The sequence below is a fragment of the Planococcus sp. SSTMD024 genome (genome assembly GCF_041320495.1).
In the GTDB taxonomy this organism is placed as follows: Bacteria; Bacillota; Bacilli; order Bacillales_A; family Planococcaceae; genus Planococcus.
The window spans coordinates 589911-613818 of record NZ_JBGGNS010000022.1 but is presented as its reverse complement, the minus strand read 5'-3'; the positions used below and the strand labels follow the sequence as shown (position 1 = coordinate 613818).

Genomic DNA, 23908 nt, shown 5'->3' with positions numbered 1-23908 from the left:
TCTAACTTTAAGGAGTCACTACCTCGCCGGAGCTTTTTATTATTTCTCGAATACTTCATGCAAGATCTTATCTGCACTATTATTGATCAGGTTTTTATGGATGCAGCTATTGGGCTTTTTGTGGAGCACTTTGGAAAATGACTGGGCATGTTCAGCTTCACCGATGACGTGGATTTCTTCCCAGCGCCGCTCTTTTTTCAGCTTCTCGATTTTCGAGCCCATGTCTTTATAGAAACGGTCCAAGTTTTCCTTTAGGCGATGGTCCAGTTCGTCGGTCGGGCTTCCGCCTCCGCTGCCTCCGATGACCGGGCTGTTTCCGCCGGCAGCCCCGCCCCCAGTCGACCCGGCGCCGCTGCGCCCTTGAATGCGCCCGGAACTTCTGACGCCTTTTTGCTCTGTCCATACTTCGAGGCCTGCATCGAACTCATAATACACTTCTTCATTGACGATGCCGACAGAGGTATCGAGCACGCGAATGCCTTTAAAGCTTGGCAGCACCACACCTGCATATGGATACGCTTTGTAAATATAACGCAATTGGTCAAGCGCCGGTTTGTTTTCCCATTGGAAATCGGTTTTGACGGAAATCTGCAAATGCTTGACCCAAAACAAATCGTCTTGAGTGGATGCAAAAATAACGACACCCTTCTGGAGGTCGCCTTGATTATCCGTTATTTCCTTTTCTACTTTTTTGCGTAATTCTTTGTAGGCTTTCAACTCTTTTTCATCTTTTGAGGCGGTCAAGTATTCATCGAGGCGCTTCAGGCCATTCTTCAGCTGGATCTTCCAGGCCCCATTCTGCGCTTCGCGGTCTGCTGGATTCGTATTGAGATATACACTCAGCACACAGCGGTCTTCACACTCAAATTGTTTCAGCTCTTGGATTTCGTCGTATAATGTCATTCACCCATCATCCTCCTTTAATCCTTACTTGTTATCTGAATACCCCAACCGCTTCTGCTTAAACGGCAGCCGCCCTTTTCTTTTTCAATATTCTAACGTTTAAATTTTCCAGGCAGTGGTAAACACTAACTAGCAACAAAAAATGACGAGGAGTGAATTATACATGGAAAACGTTGATAAAAAAGTAGAAGAAAAATTGAGCAACACGGATAATAAAAAGAAAGAACAGATTCTGGCTGAGTTCTCGACTTTCATCGATTACTTAGGCGATAAAGTACAGATGGGTGAAAAAATGGGCTTAAGCGAAGAGCGCATTGCACAACTGGCATCTAAAGTAGCTGACTACTTGGCGAAAAAAGAAGATCCGAAAAATAGCGAAGAGTATCTATTGCAGCGCTTATGGCAAGTTGGCGACAAAGAAGAGCAGCACATGCTCGCACATATGCTAGTCAAATTGGCAAAAGAACAAAACTAATCATCCAAAAAAGCCTGAGCTTAACCGCTCAGGCTTTTTTCTGCTTAGCTATACATTCGCAACGGCCCTTTTTTCATACAAATGGAACATCCACAAATAAACGAAGCCGCTCAACACCGCAAATGTACCGAGGATAATAAAGGTCCAGCCAAACCCGAACCAAGCGGTCATCGGGATCGAAATCGGCGCAATCATCCGCCCGATTGTATAGCGCAGGCTTGCTGCTGCGAAATACTGGCCGCGCATCGACTCGGGCGCCAGTTTGGAAATAAAGCTTTGCTGCAGCCCGACAATCATCAATTCAGCGAATGTGAAGACCGCCATCGCCACAAAGAATATCCAAAACCACGAAGTCATTGGGAAAATTGCCATCGATAAGCCGAATAACATGGCCGAGAAAAAGAACACCCATTTCTCCGGGAATTTGGTCATCCAACGCGTAATGACTACTGTCAGAAGTGCTACAATCAAGCCATTTTCCGCAAGCAAAATGCCAAAAGACGTTTCTCCAGTCACCGACCACTCACGACCGAGAAAATCGAGAATCGTTTGGCGGTCGATCGTCTCTTTCAAATAAACCGGAATAACCAGGTCCAACTGCATGAAGGTTTGCGCCCCCATGACACCCGCAACGACAAACAGTAAAAAGACACGGTCTTTTAAGATGATGCCGTAGTCTTTTACTTGGGTCAGCACTGCGCCTCTCCAGCCAGTCGTATTTCCCTCTTTCCATTTATCCATCACTGCAGCCGATAGGGTCTCCTCTGTGTAAAGGCGCAATAACAACCCGAGCAGCATCGAAATGACAGCAACTGCCAACAGCAATTCGAAACGGTAAGAAAAGAACAACACCGCGCCGAACAAAGGGCCGATCACGACGGCAATATTCAAGGTCGTGTAAAATACCGCAAATACATCGCTCCGGTATTTTTCCGGAATGACATCCGCAATCATCGCCTGGCTTGCTGGCCAGTACAAGGAGCCGCACATGCCGGCTAAAGTGAAGGCTATAAAACTGAGCTCGGGCGAACTGAGCCACGGCGAGTTTGCCATAGCGAACAGCAAGAAGGCAAAGCCTTGCGCTACTGCTGCCGACACGAGCATGCGCTTGCGCCCGAAACGGTCAGCAAAATAGCCGCCAAATAAATTGGCAGCCACAGAAAACATTTGGGAGACGATCAGCAATAGCCCCGCCATCCCTTTCCCGAACTCTTCCGCGAAATAAATCGCCAAGAATGGGAACACCATCCAAAAACTTGTATTCATGAAAAACTCGCCCACCAGCCTGACTTTCAAGCTGCGATTCCAATCCTTGATCTTCATCTATAATGCCTCGCTTCTGCGTTTGCTTTCTTATACCAGTTCGAGCAATTGATATTGCAGGCAAATTTCCAATAGAAATTCTTTATGCTCTTTGGCAAACTGGATGCCGACTTTCTCATCATCCAAATCCGTAATCCGGCCATTTCCGAAGACGCGGTGACGTATATTCGCCCCCACCCGCAATTCCTCGACGGAACGGACTGCATCAGGATTATCCGGCACAGTAATTTTAGCTTTCGGAGCTTTGGGCGTGGACGGTTTGGCGATTGCTGCTTGCTTCATTTTCGGCAAGGCGATGCGCCGCACTTCTTCCACGAAACGTGATTCCTTGTCGTAGCTGAGCAATTCCAGATGGCGCTTCGCCCGTGTCATGCCGACATAGAACAAACGCCTCGCTTCCTCCAGCAAAGCAGGGTCGTCGGCGTCTTCCTCTGTTGGCACAATCCCTTCGACCAAATCAATCAAATAGACCCGGTCAAACTCCAAGCCTTTTGAGCTGTGCATCGTGGACAAGGTCAACATATCGTCGGTCTTTTCGGTTTTTGCCTGCTTTGTCACTTCCTCCAGCTGTTTCAAACGTTTCGCGAAGTCCATCATTGTCGGAAGCGGTTCAGCGATTTGTTCAAGCGTGCTGAGGATCTGCTGCAAATAATCTAGCTTCATGCCGAATTTCTCCGCACGGCTTTTGAGCATCTGGTCATAGCCCATATCACGGCGGATGGTCTGGATCACTTTCAAAGGCGGCATATCCTTCAACGCGTCCACCGATCTCCGTTGTTCCGCGATGATCCGAAGCTGGTAGTCCTTCATAGTGACAGCCAAGGTGATCTCTTCGAACGCATGCTGCTTCGTCGGCTGCATCCGACCCAATTGCTTAAGCTGCGTGGCCGACCAGTAGGCGTTTGTCTTCGAAGCGACCTTGGAATACAAATCCACCCGTTCCGGACGCAAGCTGAAACGCATGAAGTTCAAAATGTCCTGGACAATCCAATGGCTGAAAAAGCGGTTGTCTGCATCTTTCATATAGAAAGGAATGCCGAGACGGTCCAACTCATCCATCAATAAAGTTGAAGAAGAATTATTGCGGTACAAAATGGCGGCGTTTCCGTATTCCTCGAGGGCGGAAAGTTCTTTCAACAAATACTTCAGCTGCGCTTCTTGCGAGGCGAGGCGCCGGATGACGATCGGTCCGCCTTCCGGACGGTCAGTGAACATATTTTTATCATGGCGCAATTTATTCGCTTTGATGAATTGATTGGCCGTACTGACGATGGTTCCCGATGAGCGGTAATTGCGCTCCATTTTCATGATGTAGGCGTCCGGGTACACTTGGCGGAACTTCAGCAAGTAGCTCGGTTCCGCTGCCCGCCACGTGTAAATCGACTGGTCGTCATCCGCCACGACGCATAAATTGCGATGACTTTCGACCAGCTTCTCAACGATGGCGTGCTGAACCATCGAAGTGTCCTGGCTTTCATCGGTCATGACGTAATCCCAGCGCTGCTGGTATTTCGGCAGTAGCTTACGGTCTGTAGTCAGCGCCTCAAAAGCGATTGTCAGCATATCATCGAAATCCACAAGCCGCGGCTCATGATTTTCTTTGAATTCTTCGTAAATTGTCAAAATATCGATGGCGCTTGGGAATGGTTCGTCGAGTGTCTTCCATTTTCTCTTCGGCACCATTTTGTTTTTCACAAAGCTGATGAACGACAGCAATTCTTCCAATTGATCATCGGTAATGGGCTCGTTATTCTCACGGGCGTAAATGTCTTTCAGCAGGCGTTTTTTATTGAGGCGGTTCGAATCGCCCCCTTCGATCATTACATAGTCGTCTGCCGACAAATAGTCCCTCGTAATCTGAAAAGCCAAACTATGTATCGTGGAAAAATCCACCGGCGCAAGTCCGGGAAAGAACCGCGCGTAGCGTTCTAGCATATCGGTCGCCGATGCCTTGCTGAAAGTGATCGCTTTGATGCGCTTCGGCTGGACGGATTTTTCCTCGATCAAATAACCGATTCTCATGATCATGGTCGTCGTTTTGCCGGAACCCGGGCATGCAAGAAGCAATAGCGGACCTTCTGTCTTCGTTACGGCTTTTTTCTGTATTTTATTTAGCTCGACACCGAGCTCTTGTTTTTTTCGTTCAAAAAAATCACTCATGATGGACTCCTTTTATGCGTTGGCAATCTCTTTCATAATAGCACAAAAGCAGGCCCATTTATGTGGCCTGCTTTCCATTCAAATAAAATTGCGTTTCTGTGGTTTAGCGGGGTCGCCTGTTGGGCGCTTGTCTTTTCTCGTTTCCAAATCTTCATGCACACGCTCTTTTTCGTCCTGCTCCTTGCTCGTGCGGTTCGCCCCGATCCTTCTCGGGTCCGATGATTGCAAGTCGTCTTGGTTGTGCTGATCGCTCATGCAAATCCCGTCCTTTCACTTGCTGTTTAGAATTTCACAAACACGGCCGACCTGCCCGTCCTCTAGGCGTACTTTAATGCCGTGAGGATGCGTCGCAGAGTTCGTCAATAAATCCTTAACGACGCCTTTTGTTTTCTTGCCGGTTCGCTGGTCTTTTTTTAAGATCACATTCACTTCAAGCCCTGGCTTTACATCGCTTCTTTTTTTCCCGTCCATTTTCATCCCTCCAAGCTTGCTTCCATTATAATCGATTTGCCTTAGCCATACAAAAAAGCGGAGGGAAATCCCTCCGCTTTTCATTCAATCTGCTTATAATCTGTCGCGGTCAGTCCGGTCTTTGCGGTCAAACTCGTCTTCTTCGACCAAGTCGCCGTCTTTGTGGATGTCTGCTTCTTCTTTGCGGACTGTTTCGCTGACATGCTCTGTATCCTGTACTTTGTTTTTACCGATGGAGATTTCTTCAGACACTACGTCTTTTTTCGTTACATCAACGCGTTCTTCAGAAACCGGCACGTGAATATCTTCGCCTTCCGTATAATTATGCGTGCCAGTAGTTTCTTCTTCGTTCACTGGGCGGCGCTCAACATATACTTCCTCACGTTCAACCGGTACTTCAAGCGATTGCTCTTCCTCGACGACGTGTTTGTCAACGTGGACTTCGCCCGTTTGGACGCGTTCTTTATTGACTTGTAAGCGTTCTTCGTGCAAACGCAGGCGCTCTTCTTCAGATCCTGCACGGTCTAGGTCGCGGTCGATGTCTTCGACTGTGCGGTTGCGGTTTGTCGTTTCGTCGTTGAAATCAGAAGTCGCACGATGAGTGCCTGTCGCATGGGCATCATCTGTCGTACGGTCTTCGGCGCCAAGGCCGAATCCAGTGCCGCGTTCTCTGTCGACACCTGCTGTCTCAGAGCCCAATGCGTCGCGTTCTGTATTATACGCTACGTCGTTTTCGTCGTTGGTATCGACTGTCAGTCCGTCTCGAGCCACAGCCGAGTTATCGACTTTTGTAGTACTTGTCGTGCTATCGACAGTTCCTGAGTTTGTTGTGCTGTCGACATTGCCGTAGCCAGTGTTGTCGTATGGCGCTGCCCCTTCATAGTTTGCGCCGAATTCGCGGTCGACGAACAAGAGGATTTTGCCGTTTTGTACATCGTTGTAGTAGCGGTCTGCTTCCGCTTCGTCTACACCCATATTGGAGAAGGCTTCGCGCGTCGGTTCATTGCCGGATAGGAAGCCCATGAATTTATCCATCCAATTGCCTTCAGATGATTTGTAATCCACATCTGTGCGTCCGCGTACCATTGAAATCTGGTCTTCGTTGCGGGCCATCACATACATGTCTTCTTCACGTGAGCCTTGCGCTTTCATGTCTTCGATCTTTTTCAATACTTCTGTTTCTGTGTCGAATGTTCCCATGAATTTATTGTTAGCCATTTCAAATTCCTCCATTTTTTTGAGAAGTTTTTTGCTTTCTAGTCTTGAAATTACCCCTCAGTTATGCTATTAAACATTTTCAGGTTGAAATGTGCCAAAATACTACTTTACCACCATATTTTATCAAACTTCACGATTCCAATGGCGGTGCGCAGCAATCGCGTCGATAAAGCTGTCTGCGAAGCCTTTCATCGAATCGCCGGTAACGACGCCCGGCTCTCCTGTGTAGCCATTGGCATCCAGCCACTTCTTGCCTTCATGCGTCGCGCCGATCGGTTTGAAATGGCCGAATGCTTCCGTTACATAGTAAGCGGCGTTGCGTGCGAATTTCTTGCTGACATCCGGCCCGCCGACTGCATAGATGGCATCAAACAAGACGGGGTCCGCAGTGGTGAACGTATGGTCGATTTTTATTTGCTTGCCGTTTCCTGCATCCAGCTTTCCTTGTTTTTCGCTGATGATCTCGTACTGCAAGCCTTTGGATTCGAGCTGGTCAAGCACTTCCATGACTTCCTTGCCGTTAAAATCAGGTGCCACGATAACGCCCACTTTGCGCGTCTTCGCGGATTTCACCGTATTTTCCTGACTCAACGCCGGTGATTGTTTGCTCGTATCGGTATTTCCTGTCTCAGGAGCTTTGACGCCGATATTGGCGGCAATTTCCTGTGCCAGCTTGAGGTTGACATTCGCATACATATCCACGACTTGTTGGCGGATATCGATGCTGTCGCATTTGCCCAGCTCGAAGCTGAACGCTTCGATAATGTGCTGTTGTTCAGCATCGCTCATGCTGTTCCAGAACATCGTCGCTTGCGAGAAGTGATCCTTGAAGCTATCGCTGCGCTTGCGCACCTTGCGGCCTTCCACCTTTTCCTGGTAATGAACATATCCGCCGTCCTCTTCGCTGACCGGTGCCGGCGTATGGTTGGTGAAGGAGCTTTTCTGGTAAGATACTTTTCCTTTATTGATCGTCTGGCGGCCGTAGCCATCGCGCTGGTTGTTATGGAATGGGCAAACGGCGCGGTTGATCGGCAGCTCATGGAAATTCGGCCCGCCCAGGCGGATCAATTGCGTATCTGTATAGGAAAACAAACGGCCTTGGAGAAGCGGGTCATTCGAAAAATCGATTCCCGGCACTACATGGCCTGGATGAAATGCCACTTGCTCGGTTTCCGCAAAGACATTGTCGACGTTGCGGTTCAAGGTCATCTTGCCGACGATGTGGATCGGAATCTCTTCTTGCGGCCACATTTTTGTCGCATCGAGCAAATCAAAATCGAATTTGTGCTCGTCTTCTTCCGGGACAATCTGGACACCCAGTTCATATTCCGGATAGTCGCCGCTTTCAATGGCTTCATGCAGATCCGCCCGGTGGAAGTCAGGGTTTTTCCCGTTGATTTTCTGGGCTTCATCCCATACGAGGGAATGGACGCCGAGCGTCGATTTCCAATTGAATTTCACGAAATGGGATTTTCCTTCCGCGTTGACGAAACGGAATGCGTGAACACCGAATCCATCCATTGTCCGGAAGCTTCTTGGAATGGCACGGTCAGACATCGTCCACATGACCATATGGGCTGATTCCTGGTTGTTTGCGACAAAATCCCAGAACGTATCGTGGGCTGTTGCGGCTTGCGGAATCTCGTTATGCGGCTCCGGTTTGATCGCATGGACCAAATCAGGAAACTTGATGGCATCCTGGATAAAGAAGACCGGAATGTTGTTTCCGACCAAATCGTAATTGCCTTCTTCTGTATAGAACTTCGTCGAAAAGCCGCGTGCGTCGCGCACTGTCTCTGCAGAACCGCGAGAGCCAGCTACTGTGGAAAAACGGACGAAAACGGGTGTCTTCTTGCCTTTTTTCGAAAGGAATTTTGCTTTCGTCAGATGTTCAAGCGAATCATAAGCTTCAAATTCACCGTGTGCTGCAAATCCACGTGCATGGACCACGCGCTCTGGAATGCGCTCATGGTCGAAATGGGTCATTTTTTCACGGAAATGAAAATCTTCCATCAAAGTCGGCCCGCGCTCACCCGCTTTTAAGGAAAATTCGTCCTCCGATAGTTTCAAGCCTTGGTTCGTCGTCAAGTCCTTGCCGCTGTCGTCTGAACGGAATTGCTCCAACTGTTCGTTCTTGCTGTTTTCATCGACTTTCTTCGGATCTTGTGCCATTTTTCCACTCCTCATCCATTTATATATTGCCTAGTCTTTCTGTACCCCCTCACCATAACCGGAAACAAATATATAGAAAAATCGAAAAAAACTATGAAAAAAGGCCTTGCAGTAGAGTGATTTCACTGCAAGGCCTTTCTTCATTTTGGTATTTTATCAAAAAATGCTTAAATCCCACTCTTTTGAAATTTGCCGAAGCATCATCGTTCCGGCAGCGCTGTTCCCTTGCACGTCAATTGCCGGCCCGTAAACGCCGATGCCCGCTCCTGCACGGAATTCATAGGTTTGCGAATGGAGCTTCGGCGGAACGGCTGCCATAATGCCGCCTGAAACGCCACTTTTCGCCGGAATGCCGACATGCGCCGCGAAATTCCCGGATGAATTGTACATGCCGCAAGTAACCATCAACACTTTTGTCACTTGCGCGATTTCTTCGGAAAAATGCTTCACTTTCGTGATCGGGTTGTAGCCGTCGTAGGCGAGGATCAAGCCGAGAAGTGCCAAGTCCTTCACCGATACTTTGATGGCGCATTGGCTGATGTAGATATCGAGCGCTTCTTCCACTTCAAGTTCCAGGAAATTGGCTTCCTTCAAATAATAAGCGAGTGCCCGGTTGCGGTGTGAGGTGGCCCATTCCGACTCGTAAACTTCCTTGTCGATTTCGATCGGATGGCCAAGCAATTCTTCCAGAAACCCCTTCAAAAATTCAAATTTCTTTTGCGCATTCCGTCCCGGCAGCAACGAGGAGATCGTGATGGCCCCTGCATTGATGAACGGGTTGAACGGCTTATTCGGCCGGTGGATTTCAAATGGCACGATGGAATTGAACGCTTCGCCCGTCGGCTCCACGTCCACCCGCTCCAATACGAAGTCCAAACCGTAGTGGCAACTGAGCGCGACAAATGTCAGCGCTTTGGATATGCTCTGCAAGGTGAACTCGGTATCGGTGTCCCCTGCGCAATAATAATGGCCGTCTTCATCGATCATGCAGATTCCGAGTTTGCCTGGGTCGACTTTGCCCAAGGCCGGTATGTACTGGGCTGTGGTGCCGAGGACAGCATGCCCTTTGTTTTCTTTCACCCAAGCTTCAAGCTGCTCGGTGATGCGCGGATTGTTTTGCACCGCCATCCCTCCTTTAGTTCGTTTTCATTAATCATGACCGAAGCATATCATGATTGTCAAAGCTTGCGGAACGGAATCGGGCGAAAGAAAAAACTCCCCCTTAGTCGGAGGAGCTTTGTTCACCCTTTTTCATACCAAGCTTTGGCCGCGGCCAATTCGTCCATTGTCAGCTGGTGGCCCTGGTTTTCCCAGTGCAGGTCGACGTCGGCCCCCGCTGCGCTTAAAAGCTTTTCCAGGTCTTCCGATTCTTCTTTCGGGCAGATCGGGTCGTTGGTGCCAGCAGCGATGAAAACGCGCGTGCCTTCCAAGTTCGGCAATTTTTTAGTGCGGTCCGGCACCATTGGATGGTGCAAGATCGCCGCTTTCAATGAATCATTGTACGAGAACAATAGGTTTGCGGCAATATTCGCACCGTTTGAATAACCAAGTGCGATGACGTTATTGCGGTCAAAGCCGTATTCATCAGCTGCCTGGCCGATAAATGCATGCAGCTCTTCTGTCCGTTCACGCAAATCTTCCATGTCGAAGACGCCTTCAGACAATCGTTTGAAAAACCTCGGCATGCCGTTTTCCGAAACATTTCCTCGAACGCTTAGCACGCCCGCTTCCGGATCGATGTGCCCTGCTGCCGGCAACAAGTCTGTTTCTGTGCCACCGGTCCCGTGCAATAGAAGGAATGTCGGCTTGGACGTATCCGCGGGCGGGTTGTAAATATGTTTCATCATGTGAAAACCTCCCATTTATAATATCTTTAATTCGAGATAACGATATCATATCATAACTGCCTAACGCTTCCAAATCAAAAAGCCTGCGGAATATTCCGCAGGCTTTATATAGCGTTAATTAAGAAAGCATATCCTGCAATTGATCTTTCGTGAACAGATAAGTTTCGTTGCAGAAATGGCATTGCGCTTCCGCCTGGCCATCTGTCACGATCATATCTTCGATTTCCGCGGACCCAAGGCCTTGGATCGCGTTATGGATGCGTTCACGCGAACATTGGCATTGGAAATTCACCGGCATCGTATCGAGCGCTTTGACATTTTCTTTCCCCAATACTTCATCGAGAATATCCTCGGGCGTCAAGCCGGCACGGACCATATTGGAGATGGTCGGGATTTCGGTCAGGCGCTGTTCGAGCTGGCTGATCACTTTTTCATCAGTCCCCGGCATCAATTGGATCATGAAGCCGCCTGAAGCCAGGATGGTATTGTCGGGATTGACGATAACGCCGACGCCGACAGAGGAAGGCGTCTGTTCAGAAGTCACGATGTAATGGGTAAAGTCATCTCCAAGCTCACCGGAGACGATCGGCACTTGCCCGACGTACGGATGCTGCAAACCGATATCTTTGGAGACAGTCAGTGTCCCTTCTGTCCCGACTGCCCGGCGGACATCAAGTTTGCCTTGCTCATTCAAATCAAAGTGGGTCTGCGGATTGGAAACATAGCCACGCACTTCACCCTTTGCGTTGGCATCCACGAGAATCGTGCCAAGCGGGCCGCCCCCATTGATTTTAATCGTCAATTTTTCTTCGCCTTTCAGCATCGCGCCGAGCATGACACTCGCTGTCATCGAACGGCCAAGTGCCGCGGACGCTGTTGGCCATGTATAATGGCGGCGCTGCGCCTCGTTCACCGTTTCTGTCGTGCGCGTTGCAAAGGCACGAATTTGGCCATCGTAGGCCAAGGCTTTCACTAAATAATCGTTCATCTATTTTCTTCCTCTCTGAAATCGTCTGGTTTTTTTCATTTATCTCAAGTCTTTGACTTTGCTCGGTGTAACATCTGCGCCAAGCGGGTCGATAACCGTCATATTCGTTACTGTCGTCTCGACTTGCCCACGGATTTCCTGGAGATACTCGCGGCGGAGCACTTGCTGTTCCCGGATTTCCGCATAGTCCAATCCGTAGCTGCGCTCTTTTTGCGCCAATTCGTTAATGCGCGGCAAAATTTTAATCATCTGAATCGCACTCCTTTCTGTGCGGACAGGGACATATCCACTTCCTCCATTTTATATTATCTCGAATTAAAAATAAATAAATGTGCCTGTATCTCCTGAAAGCATAAAAAACCGCCTGCAGTTTTAGGGGAACTGCGGCGGCAGGCGGTCAATTGGCGAGACGGAATTGAGTGCATGTGATGCCTGGTGCAACCTCGAAAGTTTCTTCCTCACGGAAGCCGAACGATTCATACAGCATGCGGGCCGGCGTATTTGCCGTGCCTGTGCTGACGATTAACTCTTTTTCTTTATTGTGCTCCAGCAGATGACCGACCAGGCTGCGGGCGATGCCTTGCCGAAACTGAAGCGGGTCCACGACGAGCCGGTAAATGTCGATGACCTCGCCTTCTTCTTTATAGGAAATGAAGCCCTTCAGATACTCTTCCTGATAGCCGAGGAATGTCTCGTCGCTTCGCTGGATTTCTTCGATTGTTTCGGAAATGTGGGGGATGTCATGAAACCCCATCAATTCCGCTTCAATCCGGTAAGCCGGCCGCTGGATCGATTGGATGTCACGTGCAGTTTTCTCGTCTGTCTGATCTATTTGGGCAATCATCACAAACTCCTTTCCAAACTTAAAGTATTTTGTTCCTGGATGAATTTCCGGGCCCGTGGCACCATCAACTCTGCATCCCGGTAGCCTTGGACATACAAAGCCGCAAGCCGCTCCTGATCCCGCTCGATGCCGCGCAGCTTATGCAAATTGCGGGGACGGATGATCATGGCTTTTTCCTGCGCTTCAAGCTCCTCTATATGCGCCAATGATTCATTATAAACCCGCTGCCGTTCTTCCAATGCCCGCGCAAGGCCGGGGTACTGGCGGGCAAATGTCGGCGCTAGCCGCATCAAAGGCGTATGGCGCTTCCGGTAGCTCTTTTCTCTAGTCATCACGATGATCGGCTTGGTCACGCCGTCCGACAAGGCTTGTTTGATTGGCAGCGGGTCGGCGAGGCTGCCGTCCATGAGAAGGCGTCCGCCGAATTCCACGGGGCGCGACATGAACGGCAGCGAACTCGACGCCCGCACAACCGCGAGCAATTCTTCCGGGGGCAGCGGCTTGCGGTAATAAATTGCTTCCCCTGTCATGCAGTCTGTAGTGCCGACGACGAATTCTTCCGCGGCTGCACCGAATCCGCCATAATCGAATGGCACCAGCCGGTTCGGGATATCATCGAAAATCAAGTTCATGCCGAACAGTTCCCGTTTCTTCAGAAAATTCTTCATGGAAATATAATCGGGATGCGTGACATAATCGATCATCACCGTCCGGTTCCTGCCGCTTTGCCGGGAAAGATACGAGACGGCATTGCATGCTCCGGCCGACACCCCAATGACGTAATCCGTAAACACATTCTCTTCCATGAGCTTCTGCAGCACGCCCGCCGTATACACGCCCCGCATGCCGCCGCCTTCCAAGATCAATCCGCTTTTCACCATGACCCTCCCCTTTGCCTGAAAGTGTGATCATCCGATTTTCCGAATCAATTCCTGCCCTTTATTCTTTGGCGAGTTGACTGCGCTGGATACTTCGTATGCTTCCAACTCTTTCGCTGCGTAAGGTTGGATAAGTTGCTGCAACAACTCGGGATCCTGGACATCCGGATCCAGCCAAGCCTTCTCAGCGTCCTTTGATAGAATCACCGGCATGCGGTCATGGATATCCGCCATCAAGGCATTCGCCTGCGTTGTCAAAATCGTGCAGCTATGGATCACTTCCCCGTCCGGCGATTTCCATGATTCCCATAGCCCTGCAAACGCGAATAATTCATCGTCCTTCAAATGGATGAGCATCGGCGTTTTGCCATCCTGCCCTTTTTTCCATTCATAGAATGCATTCGCCGGGATCAGGCAGCGTTTTTTCTTGAAAGCATGGCGGAAACTCGGTTTTTCCGCAGCGGTTTCCGCCCGGGCATTGATCATCTTGTAACCGATTTTCTCGTCTTTCGCCCACGATGGGATAAGCCCCCAGCGCAAAGTCCCAAGCCGGTTATGCTCGCCGTCATTGATGACCGCCACGACCTGCTGGGAAGGCGCCACATTATAATTCTCTTCGTAGGAAGCTTGATCGAGCGCGGCTTCTTTTATGTCAAAACGCTCGAGCAAGGCTCCGTAATCTGCATATAATGCAAATCTTCCGCACATTGAAATCCTCCCCTTCTTTTAAGTGGATTCGCTTACCTCCAATATAACAGATTTTTCAAACTTCTCTAGCAATGTGCTGTCCATCCCTTTAAGGGCGCCCTTTCAGCGTTCAAGCCAAAAGAATGTTATAATGGAGAGACTATATGGAAATGAGGAGGAATTGCATGGCTACTGCGCGCGAAATGAATTTGGTCAATAAGGATCTTTTGGTTGAGGAATTGGGCCTCAAGCAATTCGGCAACTCGAATGTGTTTTACAATGAGGACTTTTTTGTCCTTTCTCCGTCTGTGCAACGTTACGAAAAAGGCTTTGATGTAAGTGAGTACAACCTATCGAAATATGACCCTGAGAAGCATCAAGGGTTTGTCATTGTTCGTTACATGGATACGTTCCTGATGGCTAAACTTGAAAGCTTCACTGACAAGATGATGCCGCCTGAACTGCAATTGAAGAAAAAGAACGTGAAACCGCATTGGAAGTTTACAGTTGTCGAAAACCCGGCCTATCATCTCGTGAATACTCAAAACAAGGAATTGCGCTATCGCCTGCAAGAACCTACCCGCAAACAAATTCTTGCGTATTTCAATAAGCTTTAACGACCGGCCCGCACTTTTCATGCGGGCTTTTTTACACCCTTTTGGCCGCTCCCACTTATTTGCCAATGAGTGATAGAATGGAGGGCAGAAGCTCTGACGAAATGGAAGTGATTGTCTCCATGGAAAAACACAAGTACACAGTACGCGACCGCGAATTCTGGAAAATCATTGCGAGCCTGCTTTTGGCTTCGTTATTTATTTTTGCCAATATGTATGCTGTCCAGCCTTTGCTGCCGGTTTTCGTTTCGGATTTCGGTGTGTCGGTCTCGACTTCCAGCTTATCCCTTTCCCTGACCATCCTCGGGTTGATTGCGGGATTGATCATTCTCGGGTTTTTCTCTGACCGCAACGGGCGCCGCTCCTATATCATCTGGTCGCTGCTCGGCTCCGCCATCCCGTTTTTCATCCTGCCGTTCGTCGAATCGTTTACCGTGTTTCTCGCGCTGCGCTTGATCCAGGGCTTCGCGCTTGCCGGGGTCCCGGCTGCGGCGCTCGCCTACATCAGCGAAGAGATCGACCGGAAAAACATTGCCTATGCCACCGCTTTATACATATCGAGCAACGCACTCGGCGGCATGCTTGGGCGCGTCCTGACCGGATTCTTGACCGATGCGTTTTCCTGGCAGGTAACGTTTTTTGCATTCGGCGCCACCGGCATCGCCTTATTTATCGCCGTCTTTCTCCTGTTGCCGCCTTCGCACCATTTTGAACCGAGTCAACTGAGTTTTTCAAAAGACATCGAAGGCTTCCTGTTCCATTTGAAAAATCCGGCATTGCTCGTTGTGTTCGGCCTCGGGGCAATTCTCCAGGTCGCTTTCACCGGCGTTTGGACCTATTTGCCGTTCCATCTCGAAGCACCGCCATTCTCCATGTCGCTGCAGGCGATTTCCTATCTGTTCTTCGCCTACGGCATCGGCGTCATCGGCTCCCCTATGGCCGGACGCGCTGCCGAAGCATTCGGCTTGAGGCGCGTACGCATTATCGGCGTGTTCATTTTTTCGGGTGGCGTATTGATGACGCTAGGCCCGGAACTGTGGATGGTCGCAGTCGGCTTATGCATTACTTGCCTCGGGTTTTTCACGGCCCATTCACTGACCGCCGCTTCTGTCGGCCAGCAAGCGACACATCATAAAGGCAGCGCATCAAGCCTGTATCTCGTCTCGTATTATATCGGTGTCGCTGCAGGAAGTTCCCTGCTCAGCCCCATCTGGACCCGTTTTGGCTGGAACGTGCTGATCCTGCTTTGCGCAGCGATGCCGGCGCTTTACGTAATGATGGTTACGTGGTACAGAAAAAGAGCCGCCTCGATTGCATGAGGCGGCTCTTTTAGTTTATTCCAGGAACCGTGCCGGGGTGCTCAATAAATCGATGCCCCAAACGAGCGGCAGGAAGTAGTAAACAGCGAGACCGACAAAGACGATCCCGAAGACGTTCAATATGAACCCTGCACGGGCCATATCGATGATTTTCAAATAACCGGAACCAAAGACAACGGCATTTGGCGGTGTCGCCACCGGCAGCATGAATGCGCAAGAAGCCGTGACAGCAGCCGTCACCATCAACGCATACGGATGTATGCCGAGTGCGACTGCCAAGGAAGCCATGATCGGGAACATCATCGACGCCGTGGCGGTATTGGACGTGATTTCTGTCAGGAACAGAACAAACGCCGCAACGACAAGAACGATGATCAGGACATTGATTCCTTGCAAGCCGATCAATTGGCCGCCTACCCATTCAGAGAGCCCTGATTGGGTGAAGCCTGCGGCAATCGCCAAGCCGCCCCCGAAGAGCAGCAGGATGCCCCATGGCAATTTAACAGCTGTCGCCCAGTCCAGCAAATGATCGCCTCTGCGGTTTTTCGATGGAATTGCGAACAAGATCAAGGCCGCGATCAACCCGACCATTGCATCGTTCAGGCCAGGCAAGAATTCCACCAGCAAGAACGAGCGGGTGATCCAAGCAAAAGCTGCCAGCAGGAAGATCGCAAAAACGACTTTTTCTTCGTAGGAAGCGTTGCCGAGCTCCGTCTTCTGTTCTTTAATGACGGCGCTGCCCCCCGGCAATTCTTTCAGTTTCAACGGAAAAGCGATTTTGATCAGATAAAACCAGGCCACGAAGATAAAAATCCAGGCAAGCGGCACGCCGAACAGCATCCATTCGGCAAAAGTGATTTCAATGCCGTAGATTTCATTGACCGCACCGGCAAGCAAGGTATTCGGCGGCGTCCCAATCAAAGTCGCGATTCCGCCAAGAGATGCGGAATAGGCGATGCCGAGCATGAGCGCTTTGCCGAACCCGAAGTTTTCCTGCGACGTATCGATCGAGTCGTCATGTTTCAACGCCTCCGATACTTGGTAAATGATCGCGAGGCCGATCGGCACCATCATCATGGCCGTGGCCGTATTGGAAATCCACATCGACAAGAACCCGGTCGCCACCATGAACCCAAGAATGATGCGTTCTGTGTTTGTGCCGATCAAGGAAATGATGGTCAAGGCAATGCGTTTATGCAGATTCCATTTTTCCATCGTCAGGGCGATCATAAAGCCGCCCATGAACAGGAAAATCGTGTCGTTTCCATAAGCGGACGTGGTCTCTCCTATGTCCAATCCCCCGGTTAAAGGAAACAAGACAATCGGCAAGAGCGAAGTCGCCGGAATCGGGATCGCTTCCGTGATCCACCAAGTGGCAATCCAAATGGTACTCGCCAGGATCGCTTTCGCTTCCGGCGTCAGCCCTTCCGGATTCACGAACAGCATCGTCAAGATGAACAGCAAAGGGCCGAGGAACAGCCCAATCAGCTGCGGCGTATTGTAGCTTTTCTTTTTGAAGCGTTCATCGTATGTACCTGCATCTTCTGCCCGGTCGCGGTCATCGGGCTGAGAAGTTGAGCCGGGCTTGGCGAAAAAGCGCAGCATATCTTTTGCCTGATGGTGCTTTTCCCACATCCAATTCCACGTTGTCGAAATCATCTTATCCCTCCATTTTCCAAATGATAAAAATTGTTTAATTATTCCACCTGTTTAAGTGTAGCCGTTTTCATTTTTCAGAACAAGTACTGCAATAGCATCTAGAGAGTGAATCTCCCGTTTTTTGAAAACCACAATCTCAGTTTATCAGTATTTTTTTGCATCCGTTTTTGCCAGGCTTAATCAGGGATTAGTCCAAAAAAGAAGCTGCCGGTCAATTTCCGGCAGCTTCTCCTCATGCTATTATTTATTTTCCGATTCGCCGATCGGATTTCGTTCATGGCCAACGCCTGTGTTGCTGTGGGCGCCTTCTTTTCTCATCTTCTCTCCATCTTCCTGCGACTCGCGGTCGATTCCTTCAAACTCTTCACGTTTTCTACGGTCAGTATTTCGTGATGGGTTGGCATCTTTAGAAAATTCGTCTCTAGGCATTGAGTTTCCTCCTCATTGGACTGCTTTCTCCTCCTATTCCCTAAGAACACTGCTTGAAACGTATTATGAAAAGTTGAACAGGTTATAGCCGAAATAAACCGACAGGACCGACAAGGCAGCGAACACCAGATGTTCCGTAAAACTGCCAGTGGACGTCGTAAGTGGCAAACGTAGCGTCATGCGCAGCGGGAATAAAAGCTTCACTCCCCGTTTCGTCGCCATATCAAGCAGAAGATGGCTGGCCATCCCGACGATGATGCCTGCCGAAAGTGCTTCATTCAATCCGACCGCTTCGAACAAAGCAACCGCCAACAGCAAAAACAATAAACTGTGCGTAAAAGTCCGGTGGCCGAACAGAGCGTTGATGATTTTCGATAAGAATGGCAATTTCCTGCCGATGGTGCTCGAGCCGTGGCAAATATCCGGGATCAACGCCCCGGCCACACCGCCGATCAATAAGATGGCGGGCTCGTAATGGGAAACTTGCGCAAATGCCAGGCTTGCTGCGATGCCGCCTGTGATGTGTGTTTTTCCTGTCATAGCCGATTGCGCTCCTTTTCCGCGTGAATCACTCTTCAATTTCTATTATAGCGTTTTTCGGTTATGCTAAAGACATCGAAATCAGCAAAAAGGAGTCGTTTTTCATGGGAATTCATCGTTTTTTCACCTCATTAAATGATTTGGAGCGAATCATCCGTGCGCCCGGCAGGTTCAAGTTTGAAGAGCATAATGTTGCTGCGCATTCCTGGAAAGTCAGCCAGTATGCGATGTTCTTCGCTACGATCGAAGAACGCGAAGGACGCCCTGTCGACTGGAAATCCCTTTATGAGCGGACCATTAACCATGACTTTGCCGAAGTGTTTATCGGGGATATCAAAACCCCGGTAAAATACGCATCCCCCGAACTCAAGGAAATTCTCGCAAAAGTCGAGGAAGGAATGATGGAGAAATTCATCCTGAAAGAAATTCCGGAAGAATTCCAGCAAGTGTTTTTCGACCGGATGAAAGAAGGCAAGGACGAGTCACTCGAAGGCCGGCTATTGGAATTCGCCGATAAGCTCGACCAATTCTACGAAGCGTTCGCGGAACTGAAGCGTGGCAATACCGATAAGGAATTCCTGAAAATGTACCGCATTGCGCTCAGCAAGATCCTCGACCTCCCGCTTACCGCGAGTGTCACTTATTTCCGCGATATCATACTCGATGACATCATGACGGAAGATACAGCGATCGATATCCGCAAGATCACAAAGCGCGTGCTCGAGGCCCATTGATGCAATTCCTCAGCACTATGAAGTAAATTGTGATAAATTAGAAGAAACTATCCCGGAGGTGAATCCCTTATTTAAGGGAATTTATTGGACCCCATACTTTTACTGAATTTAGCCCTTCTTGTCTTACTCATTGCATTAACCGCATTTTTCGTCGGTACGGAATTCGCTGTCGTCAAGGTCCGCATGTCGCGCATCGAACAGCTGATCGAAGAAGGAAATAAAAAAGCCGTCACCGTCAAGAAAGTCGTCAGTGACCTGGATTATTATCTATCCGCCTGCCAGCTTGGCATCACCGTGACCGCCCTTGGCCTCGGCTGGCTCGGGGAACCGACGGTCGAACGCCTTATGCATCCGCTATTCGACTGGCTCGGGGTGCCTTCAGCCGTGTCGACAATCGTTTCATTCGCCTTTGCCTTTGCGCTGGTGACATTTTTACACGTCGTCATCGGGGAATTGGCGCCAAAATCGCTGGCATTGCAATTTGCGGAGCGGATGACTTTGTCGCTGGCCCCTGCGCTTTATATCTTCGGGAAGATCATGTACCCGTTCATTTTCGTCTTGAACGGTTCTGCCCGTTTGCTGCTTCGCATGTTCGGCGTCGAACCTGCCGGCGAACAGCAAGCCCATTCTGAGGAAGAACTGAAGATCATCATGGCGCAGAGTTTCCAGAGCGGCGAAATCAACCAGACGGAGCTTTCCTATATGCAGAACATTTTTGCATTCGATGAGCGCAGCGCCAAAGATGTCATGATCCCGCGCACGCAGATGGTCGCTTTTCCCGACGATTTGTCGACTGATGAATTGCTCGCTGAACTTCGGGAGCACCGCTTTACGCGCTACCCGATTGCACGCGATGGCGATAAAGATGATTTGATCGGCTTCATCAATGCCAAGGAAGTGCTGACCCATTATGCGATCAATAACGATGTCCAAATGACGGAACTCATCCATGACCTTCCGTATTTCCACGAAACGACACCGCTGCAGATGGCGCTCGTGAAAATGCAGAAAGACCGCACCCATATCGCACTTGTCATCGACGAATACGGCGGAACGTCCGGCCTGATCACAATGGAAGATATTCTCGAGGAAATTGTCGGGGAAATACGGGATGAGTTTGATGAAGAAGAGGAAGCTGAAATCGTGAAAGAAAGTGACACCCGTTATGTCGTGAATGGCCGCGTCCTGTTGAAAGACCTGGAAGAACGATTCAGCCTGAAATTTGCAGACAGCGACGAAATCGATACCATCGCCGGCTGGATGCAGCATCAGCTCATCGAAGCCGAAGCTGGGGATTCATTCGAAAAAGGCGGCTACCAATGGGAAATCATTGCAATGGAAAACCACCATATCCTCAAAATCGCTTTCGAGAAACTCGAAGAACCGGAAATCAACGCGTAAACAGGGCTGCCTATAGGCAGCCCTGTTTTTTTGGGGGGAAAAGAAGTGATTGACCATTCTCCATTATTTCTTTACGATAAGAACAAATGTTCTTATTTTTTTAGAAAGGAGTGGTGAAAATGAAAAAGAATCAGCATTTGACGGTAAAAGGGGATGTGTTGGACAGGGGGCAACTGAAATGGGGGGCGCTGATGCTGCCCGAACATGTCCGGATGCTGCGGGAATGGCGGGCCGATGAACCTTCCAGACATAAGCCGCACCTCAATGAAGAAGAACTCAGTTTATTGCAGGAGGAAATCGGCATTGCCCACCAGCGGCAATGCCTGGCGGAACTTCGCTATTGGAACGGCGGGCAGACAGCCGTATCCGGAATCATCGTGTCTGTCGACTTGCACAACCAAAGCATAAAGATCACTTCCGGGGCTGATGTTGCCCGTATCGCTTTTGCCGACCTTCTTGGCATTCGAATGATCGATTAAAGCTCTTCACAATGGAGTAAAAACGGATATTTTCCTTTTTTAAGGTTATTTCCTGGCTGCAGCGGGCATATACTTAATAACTTTACAAAACAAATGGAGGTATAAAGTGATGAGCAAAGTGACGTCCTACGCCAAAGAACTTGGCCAAGAATTCAAAAAAGATAATGCGACGACACTTGCGGCAGCCCAGGCCTATTACTACCTATTGGCAATTGTCCCCTTATTGATTTTGCTATTGGCCATCCTGCCGTATTTGCAGCTTGACCCACAGCGGGTAGTCGATTTCATCGGCACCATCCTGCCAGGTGAAGTCGCAGCTACATTCGAAGAAAACATTATCAGCGTCGTGACGACACCCTCCGGCGGTCTCCTGACTTTCGGTATTTTGGGTACGCTTTGGTCGGCATCCAATGCCATGACCGCATTTATAGATGCGACAAACCAAGCATACGACGTAGAAGAAACCCGTTCATTCATCAAGAAGAAGGGCATGGCCATCGTGTTGACGATTTTTATGCTAATTGCTGTCATCGTCGCGCTGGTCCTACCGATTTTTGGCGGTGCCATCATCAATATGGTCACCGAGTTCCTGAGCTTGCCTCAACAAACAGAAATCATTTTCCAAGTATTGCGCTGGGTCATCTCAATTGTGGTCATGAGCCTTGTATTGGCCATCCTTTACAAATTCGCGCCGAATAAGCATTTCCCATTTAAGGAAGTCCTTATCGGCGCAGTCATTGCCACGATTCTCTGGCAGCTTGTTTCGCTTGGATTTTCTTTCTACGTCTCAAACTTCGGAAATTTTTCCGCTACTTATGGTAGCCTCGGTGGTTTGATTATTTTGATTCTTTGGTTCTTCCTGACAGGATTGATCTTGGTCGTCGGAGCTGAAATCAATGCAATCCTGCACCGCCGGAAACATGCCAAGAGCGATTCGGAAGAAAGCAAATTGCAAACTGCCGAATCAGGCGAAACAGAGTCTTCCATGAATAAGTATTAATGTTAAAAGCCATCCGCTGGCCAATCAGCGGATGGCTTTCTACGTTCTCCTGTTCGCCTCCCCTATACCCGGGCGATGCGCCAGGAAATTCCGGAACGCAAACCCTTCCACTTGGCTTTCCGAATAGCGCTTTTGCAAAGCCTCGATTAAATTCGGGTAAGCCGAAGCGTTTTCAAGCCACGTGACATGATCGAAAATGCCGTCAAAATCAGACCCCAAGCCGATGTGCCGTTCTCCTCCGAGCGCACAAAGATGATCGATGTGGCGCAGCAAATCATCGATCGTCGCCTGCTGGCTCCCGGGGTTGATGAACTCAGGACAGAACACGACATCAATCAAGCCATTGCGGGAAAACATGGCTTCGATTTGCCCATCGTCCAAATTCCGCGGATGATCGCATAATTTGCGTGCATTGGAATGGCTCGCAATCGGATACTCAGCAAGTTCCATCACTTCCCAAAATCCTGCGATCGACAAATGGGAGACGTCCGTAAAAACACCATGGTCATTATTCAACTGCACAACTTGCTTGCCGAGCAGTGTCAACCCGCCGCCTCTAGTTTCCCCGACCCCATCCGCGCAAAGGTTGGCGAAATTCCACGTCAATCCGAGCGACAGCACACCGAGCCTGTAGAGATGGCGAAGTTTTGCAAGGTCGTTCCCGAAAACATCCGCCCCTTCAAGCGCGAGCACCGCCCCGATTTCATCCGGGCCCAGCGTATCAATATCTTCCCAGCTGCGGATGTGTTTGACGAGCGGCTGCGCGAGCACTTCGCTGTAGAACAAATCGACCTGCTCTAATGCATGCTGCCATTTTTCATTGTCCGGCAGCTCTGGATGCACGAACACCGCGAAAAACTGGACTCTCACGCCGCCTTGCTGCAAACGCAGGAAGTTGGCGTCAAGCTCTTCCGCGTCGAAAAAGCGCACCGGCTTTCCACGAAATAATTCGTTGCGCTTCGCCACCTGCAATTTCAATAGCGCGTCGCAGTGCGTATCGATAATCTGCACTCATTCATCCCCCTCTTCTGTACAGGCACTGACAAAGCCTTCAAAGATGCGCAAAGACGCGGCATCCCCCGCACGCGCCATATTTTCCGGATGCCATTGCAATCCAAGCGCAAAACCATGCCCTTTGCTCTCGATCGCTTCTATGACCCCGTCGCTTGCAATGCCGGAAACGAGATAATGCTCCGGCACGTGGCGGTTTGACTGGTGGTGCCGGCTATTGACCTTGAGTTTCAGGGTATCCGTCAGCCGGTGCAAGAGCGAACCTTCCGCGACTTCGACAAAATGCGAGCCATGCTCTTTCGGCGCCCGCTGTTGATGCTGCAGCAAATTTCCAGCCAGTTGCGATGGTGTATCCTGATACATGTCCCCGCCGGCTGCGATATTTAAAATCTGGGCGCCCCGGCAAATCGCCAGCACCGGCTTGTTTTTCTCCAGCGCTTTTTCCAATAGCTCCAGCTCAAAACGGTCTCGTGAGGGGATGATGACGCCAAGGCCCGGATGCGGCTCTTCGCCGAATAAAGTCGGGTCAATATCCCAGCCTCCGGCAAGGAACAGACCGTCGATATGCTCGGCAAGTTCTTCGAGTTCCGCTTGCCCTTCAATATGCGGCAGCATAATCGGCAAACCGCCCGCCCGGACGATCGCTTCTGTATCCGCAAGCTCCACATTGTATTCGTCTTTCCCCAATTCCTTTGACGCGGTAATGCCAATGATCGGTCTCATTTTCACCACTCCTAATTTGTTTGAATTCTTGAT

Annotated in this window: 26 protein-coding genes; 7 read left to right on the top strand and 19 right to left on the bottom strand. The window is 49.8% G+C overall.

The genetic code is table 11. From position 1 onward, the window contains the following. Positions 1-39: 39 nt before the first annotated feature. Positions 40-903 (bottom strand): VLRF1 family aeRF1-type release factor, encoded by an 864-nt coding sequence (locus AB9R92_RS11885; protein ID WP_370669650.1) that lies wholly within the window; start codon positions 901-903, stop codon positions 40-42. A 163-nt stretch (positions 904-1066) separates the two neighbouring features. Between AB9R92_RS11885 and AB9R92_RS11880 the strand changes: the two genes are divergently transcribed. Then, the gene (locus AB9R92_RS11880) at positions 1067-1378 is read left to right on the top strand and encodes a DUF3243 domain-containing protein (RefSeq protein WP_370669649.1); all 312 of its coding nucleotides are present in this window, start codon (positions 1067-1069) and stop codon (positions 1376-1378) included. 48 nt (positions 1379-1426) lie between these two features. On the opposite strand, the gene mdrP is transcribed toward AB9R92_RS11880, so the two are convergent. The 13 genes from mdrP to AB9R92_RS11815 all read right to left on the bottom strand — a co-directional run bounded on the left by mdrP (position 1427) and on the right by AB9R92_RS11815 (position 13987). Continuing rightward, positions 1427-2701: a multidrug efflux MFS transporter MdrP gene (mdrP, locus tag AB9R92_RS11875; protein WP_370669648.1), complete on the bottom strand. Its 1275-nt coding sequence runs from the start codon at positions 2699-2701 to the stop codon at positions 1427-1429. Between the two features lie 30 nt (positions 2702-2731). Further along, on the bottom strand, positions 2732-4861 hold the full coding sequence (locus tag AB9R92_RS11870; RefSeq protein WP_370669647.1) for an ATP-dependent helicase: 2130 nt from the start codon (positions 4859-4861) through the stop codon (positions 2732-2734). Positions 4862-4939: 78 nt separating this feature from the next. Further along, complete coding sequence (locus AB9R92_RS11865) at positions 4940-5116, bottom strand: hypothetical protein (RefSeq protein ID WP_370669646.1); 177 nt, start codon at positions 5114-5116, stop codon at positions 4940-4942. 15 nt (positions 5117-5131) lie between these two features. Then, a complete protein-coding gene (locus AB9R92_RS11860) occupies positions 5132-5332 on the bottom strand; it encodes a YwbE family protein (RefSeq protein ID WP_058382826.1) in 201 nt (66 codons plus the stop codon). Positions 5333-5425: 93 nt separating this feature from the next. Next, positions 5426-6550, bottom strand: coding sequence for a YsnF/AvaK domain-containing protein (locus AB9R92_RS11855; RefSeq protein WP_370669645.1), 1125 nt, complete (start codon positions 6548-6550; stop codon positions 5426-5428). 123 nt (positions 6551-6673) lie between these two features. After that, entirely contained in the window at positions 6674-8722 is a 2049-nt protein-coding gene (locus AB9R92_RS11850) for a catalase (RefSeq protein WP_370669644.1), read from the bottom strand. 156 nt (positions 8723-8878) lie between these two features. After that, on the bottom strand, positions 8879-9850 hold the full coding sequence (locus AB9R92_RS11845) for a glutaminase (RefSeq protein WP_370669643.1): 972 nt from the start codon (positions 9848-9850) through the stop codon (positions 8879-8881). 113 nt (positions 9851-9963) lie between these two features. Further along, positions 9964-10566, bottom strand: a complete 603-nt coding sequence (locus AB9R92_RS11840) for an alpha/beta hydrolase (RefSeq protein WP_370670106.1) — start codon at positions 10564-10566, stop codon at positions 9964-9966. 121 nt (positions 10567-10687) lie between these two features. Next, the gene (gene hslO, locus AB9R92_RS11835) at positions 10688-11557 is read right to left on the bottom strand and encodes an Hsp33 family molecular chaperone HslO (protein ID WP_370669642.1); all 870 of its coding nucleotides are present in this window, start codon (positions 11555-11557) and stop codon (positions 10688-10690) included. Between the two features lie 39 nt (positions 11558-11596). Then, complete coding sequence (locus AB9R92_RS11830; RefSeq protein WP_370669641.1) at positions 11597-11806, bottom strand: DUF896 domain-containing protein; 210 nt, start codon at positions 11804-11806, stop codon at positions 11597-11599. Positions 11807-11954: 148 nt separating this feature from the next. Beyond that, positions 11955-12401 carry a GNAT family N-acetyltransferase gene (locus AB9R92_RS11825; protein WP_370669640.1) on the bottom strand — a complete coding sequence of 149 codons (447 nt, stop codon included), beginning with the start codon at positions 12399-12401 and terminating at the stop codon, positions 11955-11957. Beyond that, on the bottom strand, positions 12401-13282 hold the full coding sequence (locus AB9R92_RS11820) for a patatin-like phospholipase family protein (RefSeq protein WP_370669639.1): 882 nt from the start codon (positions 13280-13282) through the stop codon (positions 12401-12403). Before AB9R92_RS11820 ends, AB9R92_RS11825 begins: the two co-directional genes overlap by 1 nt. A 27-nt stretch (positions 13283-13309) precedes the next feature. Further along, positions 13310-13987, bottom strand: coding sequence for an SOS response-associated peptidase (locus AB9R92_RS11815; RefSeq protein WP_370669638.1), 678 nt, complete (start codon positions 13985-13987; stop codon positions 13310-13312). A 164-nt stretch (positions 13988-14151) separates the two neighbouring features. On the opposite strand from AB9R92_RS11815, the gene AB9R92_RS11810 reads away from it, so the two are divergent. Beyond that, positions 14152-14583, top strand: coding sequence for a hypothetical protein (locus tag AB9R92_RS11810; protein ID WP_058382819.1), 432 nt, complete (start codon positions 14152-14154; stop codon positions 14581-14583). Positions 14584-14702: 119 nt separating this feature from the next. Further along, positions 14703-15899, top strand: a complete 1197-nt coding sequence (locus tag AB9R92_RS11805) for an MFS transporter (RefSeq protein WP_370670105.1) — start codon at positions 14703-14705, stop codon at positions 15897-15899. A gap of 15 nt (positions 15900-15914) precedes the next feature. Here AB9R92_RS11805 and AB9R92_RS11800 read toward each other — a convergent pair whose 3' ends face one another. The 3 genes from AB9R92_RS11800 to AB9R92_RS11790 all read right to left on the bottom strand — a co-directional run bounded on the left by AB9R92_RS11800 (position 15915) and on the right by AB9R92_RS11790 (position 18527). Then, on the bottom strand, positions 15915-17558 hold the full coding sequence (locus AB9R92_RS11800) for an SLC13 family permease (RefSeq protein ID WP_370669637.1): 1644 nt from the start codon (positions 17556-17558) through the stop codon (positions 15915-15917). A gap of 240 nt (positions 17559-17798) precedes the next feature. Further along, a complete protein-coding gene (locus AB9R92_RS11795) occupies positions 17799-17987 on the bottom strand; it encodes a hypothetical protein (RefSeq protein WP_370669636.1) in 189 nt (62 codons plus the stop codon). Between the two features lie 63 nt (positions 17988-18050). After that, on the bottom strand, positions 18051-18527 hold the full coding sequence (locus AB9R92_RS11790; RefSeq protein ID WP_370669635.1) for a metal-dependent hydrolase: 477 nt from the start codon (positions 18525-18527) through the stop codon (positions 18051-18053). A gap of 104 nt (positions 18528-18631) precedes the next feature. Here AB9R92_RS11790 and AB9R92_RS11785 point away from each other — a divergent pair, with 104 nt between their 5' ends. The 4 genes from AB9R92_RS11785 to AB9R92_RS11770 all read left to right on the top strand — a co-directional run bounded on the left by AB9R92_RS11785 (position 18632) and on the right by AB9R92_RS11770 (position 22141). Next, positions 18632-19261 carry a YfbR-like 5'-deoxynucleotidase gene (locus AB9R92_RS11785; protein WP_370669634.1) on the top strand — a complete coding sequence of 210 codons (630 nt, stop codon included), beginning with the start codon at positions 18632-18634 and terminating at the stop codon, positions 19259-19261. Between the two features lie 84 nt (positions 19262-19345). After that, a complete protein-coding gene (locus AB9R92_RS11780; RefSeq protein WP_370669633.1) occupies positions 19346-20662 on the top strand; it encodes a hemolysin family protein in 1317 nt (438 codons plus the stop codon). A 119-nt stretch (positions 20663-20781) separates the two neighbouring features. After that, positions 20782-21141: a YolD-like family protein gene (locus tag AB9R92_RS11775; RefSeq protein ID WP_370669632.1), complete on the top strand. Its 360-nt coding sequence runs from the start codon at positions 20782-20784 to the stop codon at positions 21139-21141. Positions 21142-21250: 109 nt separating this feature from the next. After that, on the top strand, positions 21251-22141 hold the full coding sequence (locus tag AB9R92_RS11770) for a YihY/virulence factor BrkB family protein (RefSeq protein WP_370669631.1): 891 nt from the start codon (positions 21251-21253) through the stop codon (positions 22139-22141). A 39-nt stretch (positions 22142-22180) separates the two neighbouring features. Here AB9R92_RS11770 and AB9R92_RS11765 read toward each other — a convergent pair whose 3' ends face one another. Beyond that, positions 22181-23152 (bottom strand): dipeptidase, encoded by a 972-nt coding sequence (locus tag AB9R92_RS11765; RefSeq protein ID WP_370669630.1) that lies wholly within the window; start codon positions 23150-23152, stop codon positions 22181-22183. Continuing rightward, positions 23153-23875, bottom strand: coding sequence for a gamma-glutamyl-gamma-aminobutyrate hydrolase family protein (locus AB9R92_RS11760; RefSeq protein WP_370669629.1), 723 nt, complete (start codon positions 23873-23875; stop codon positions 23153-23155). Between the last annotated feature and the right edge of the window lie 33 nt (positions 23876-23908).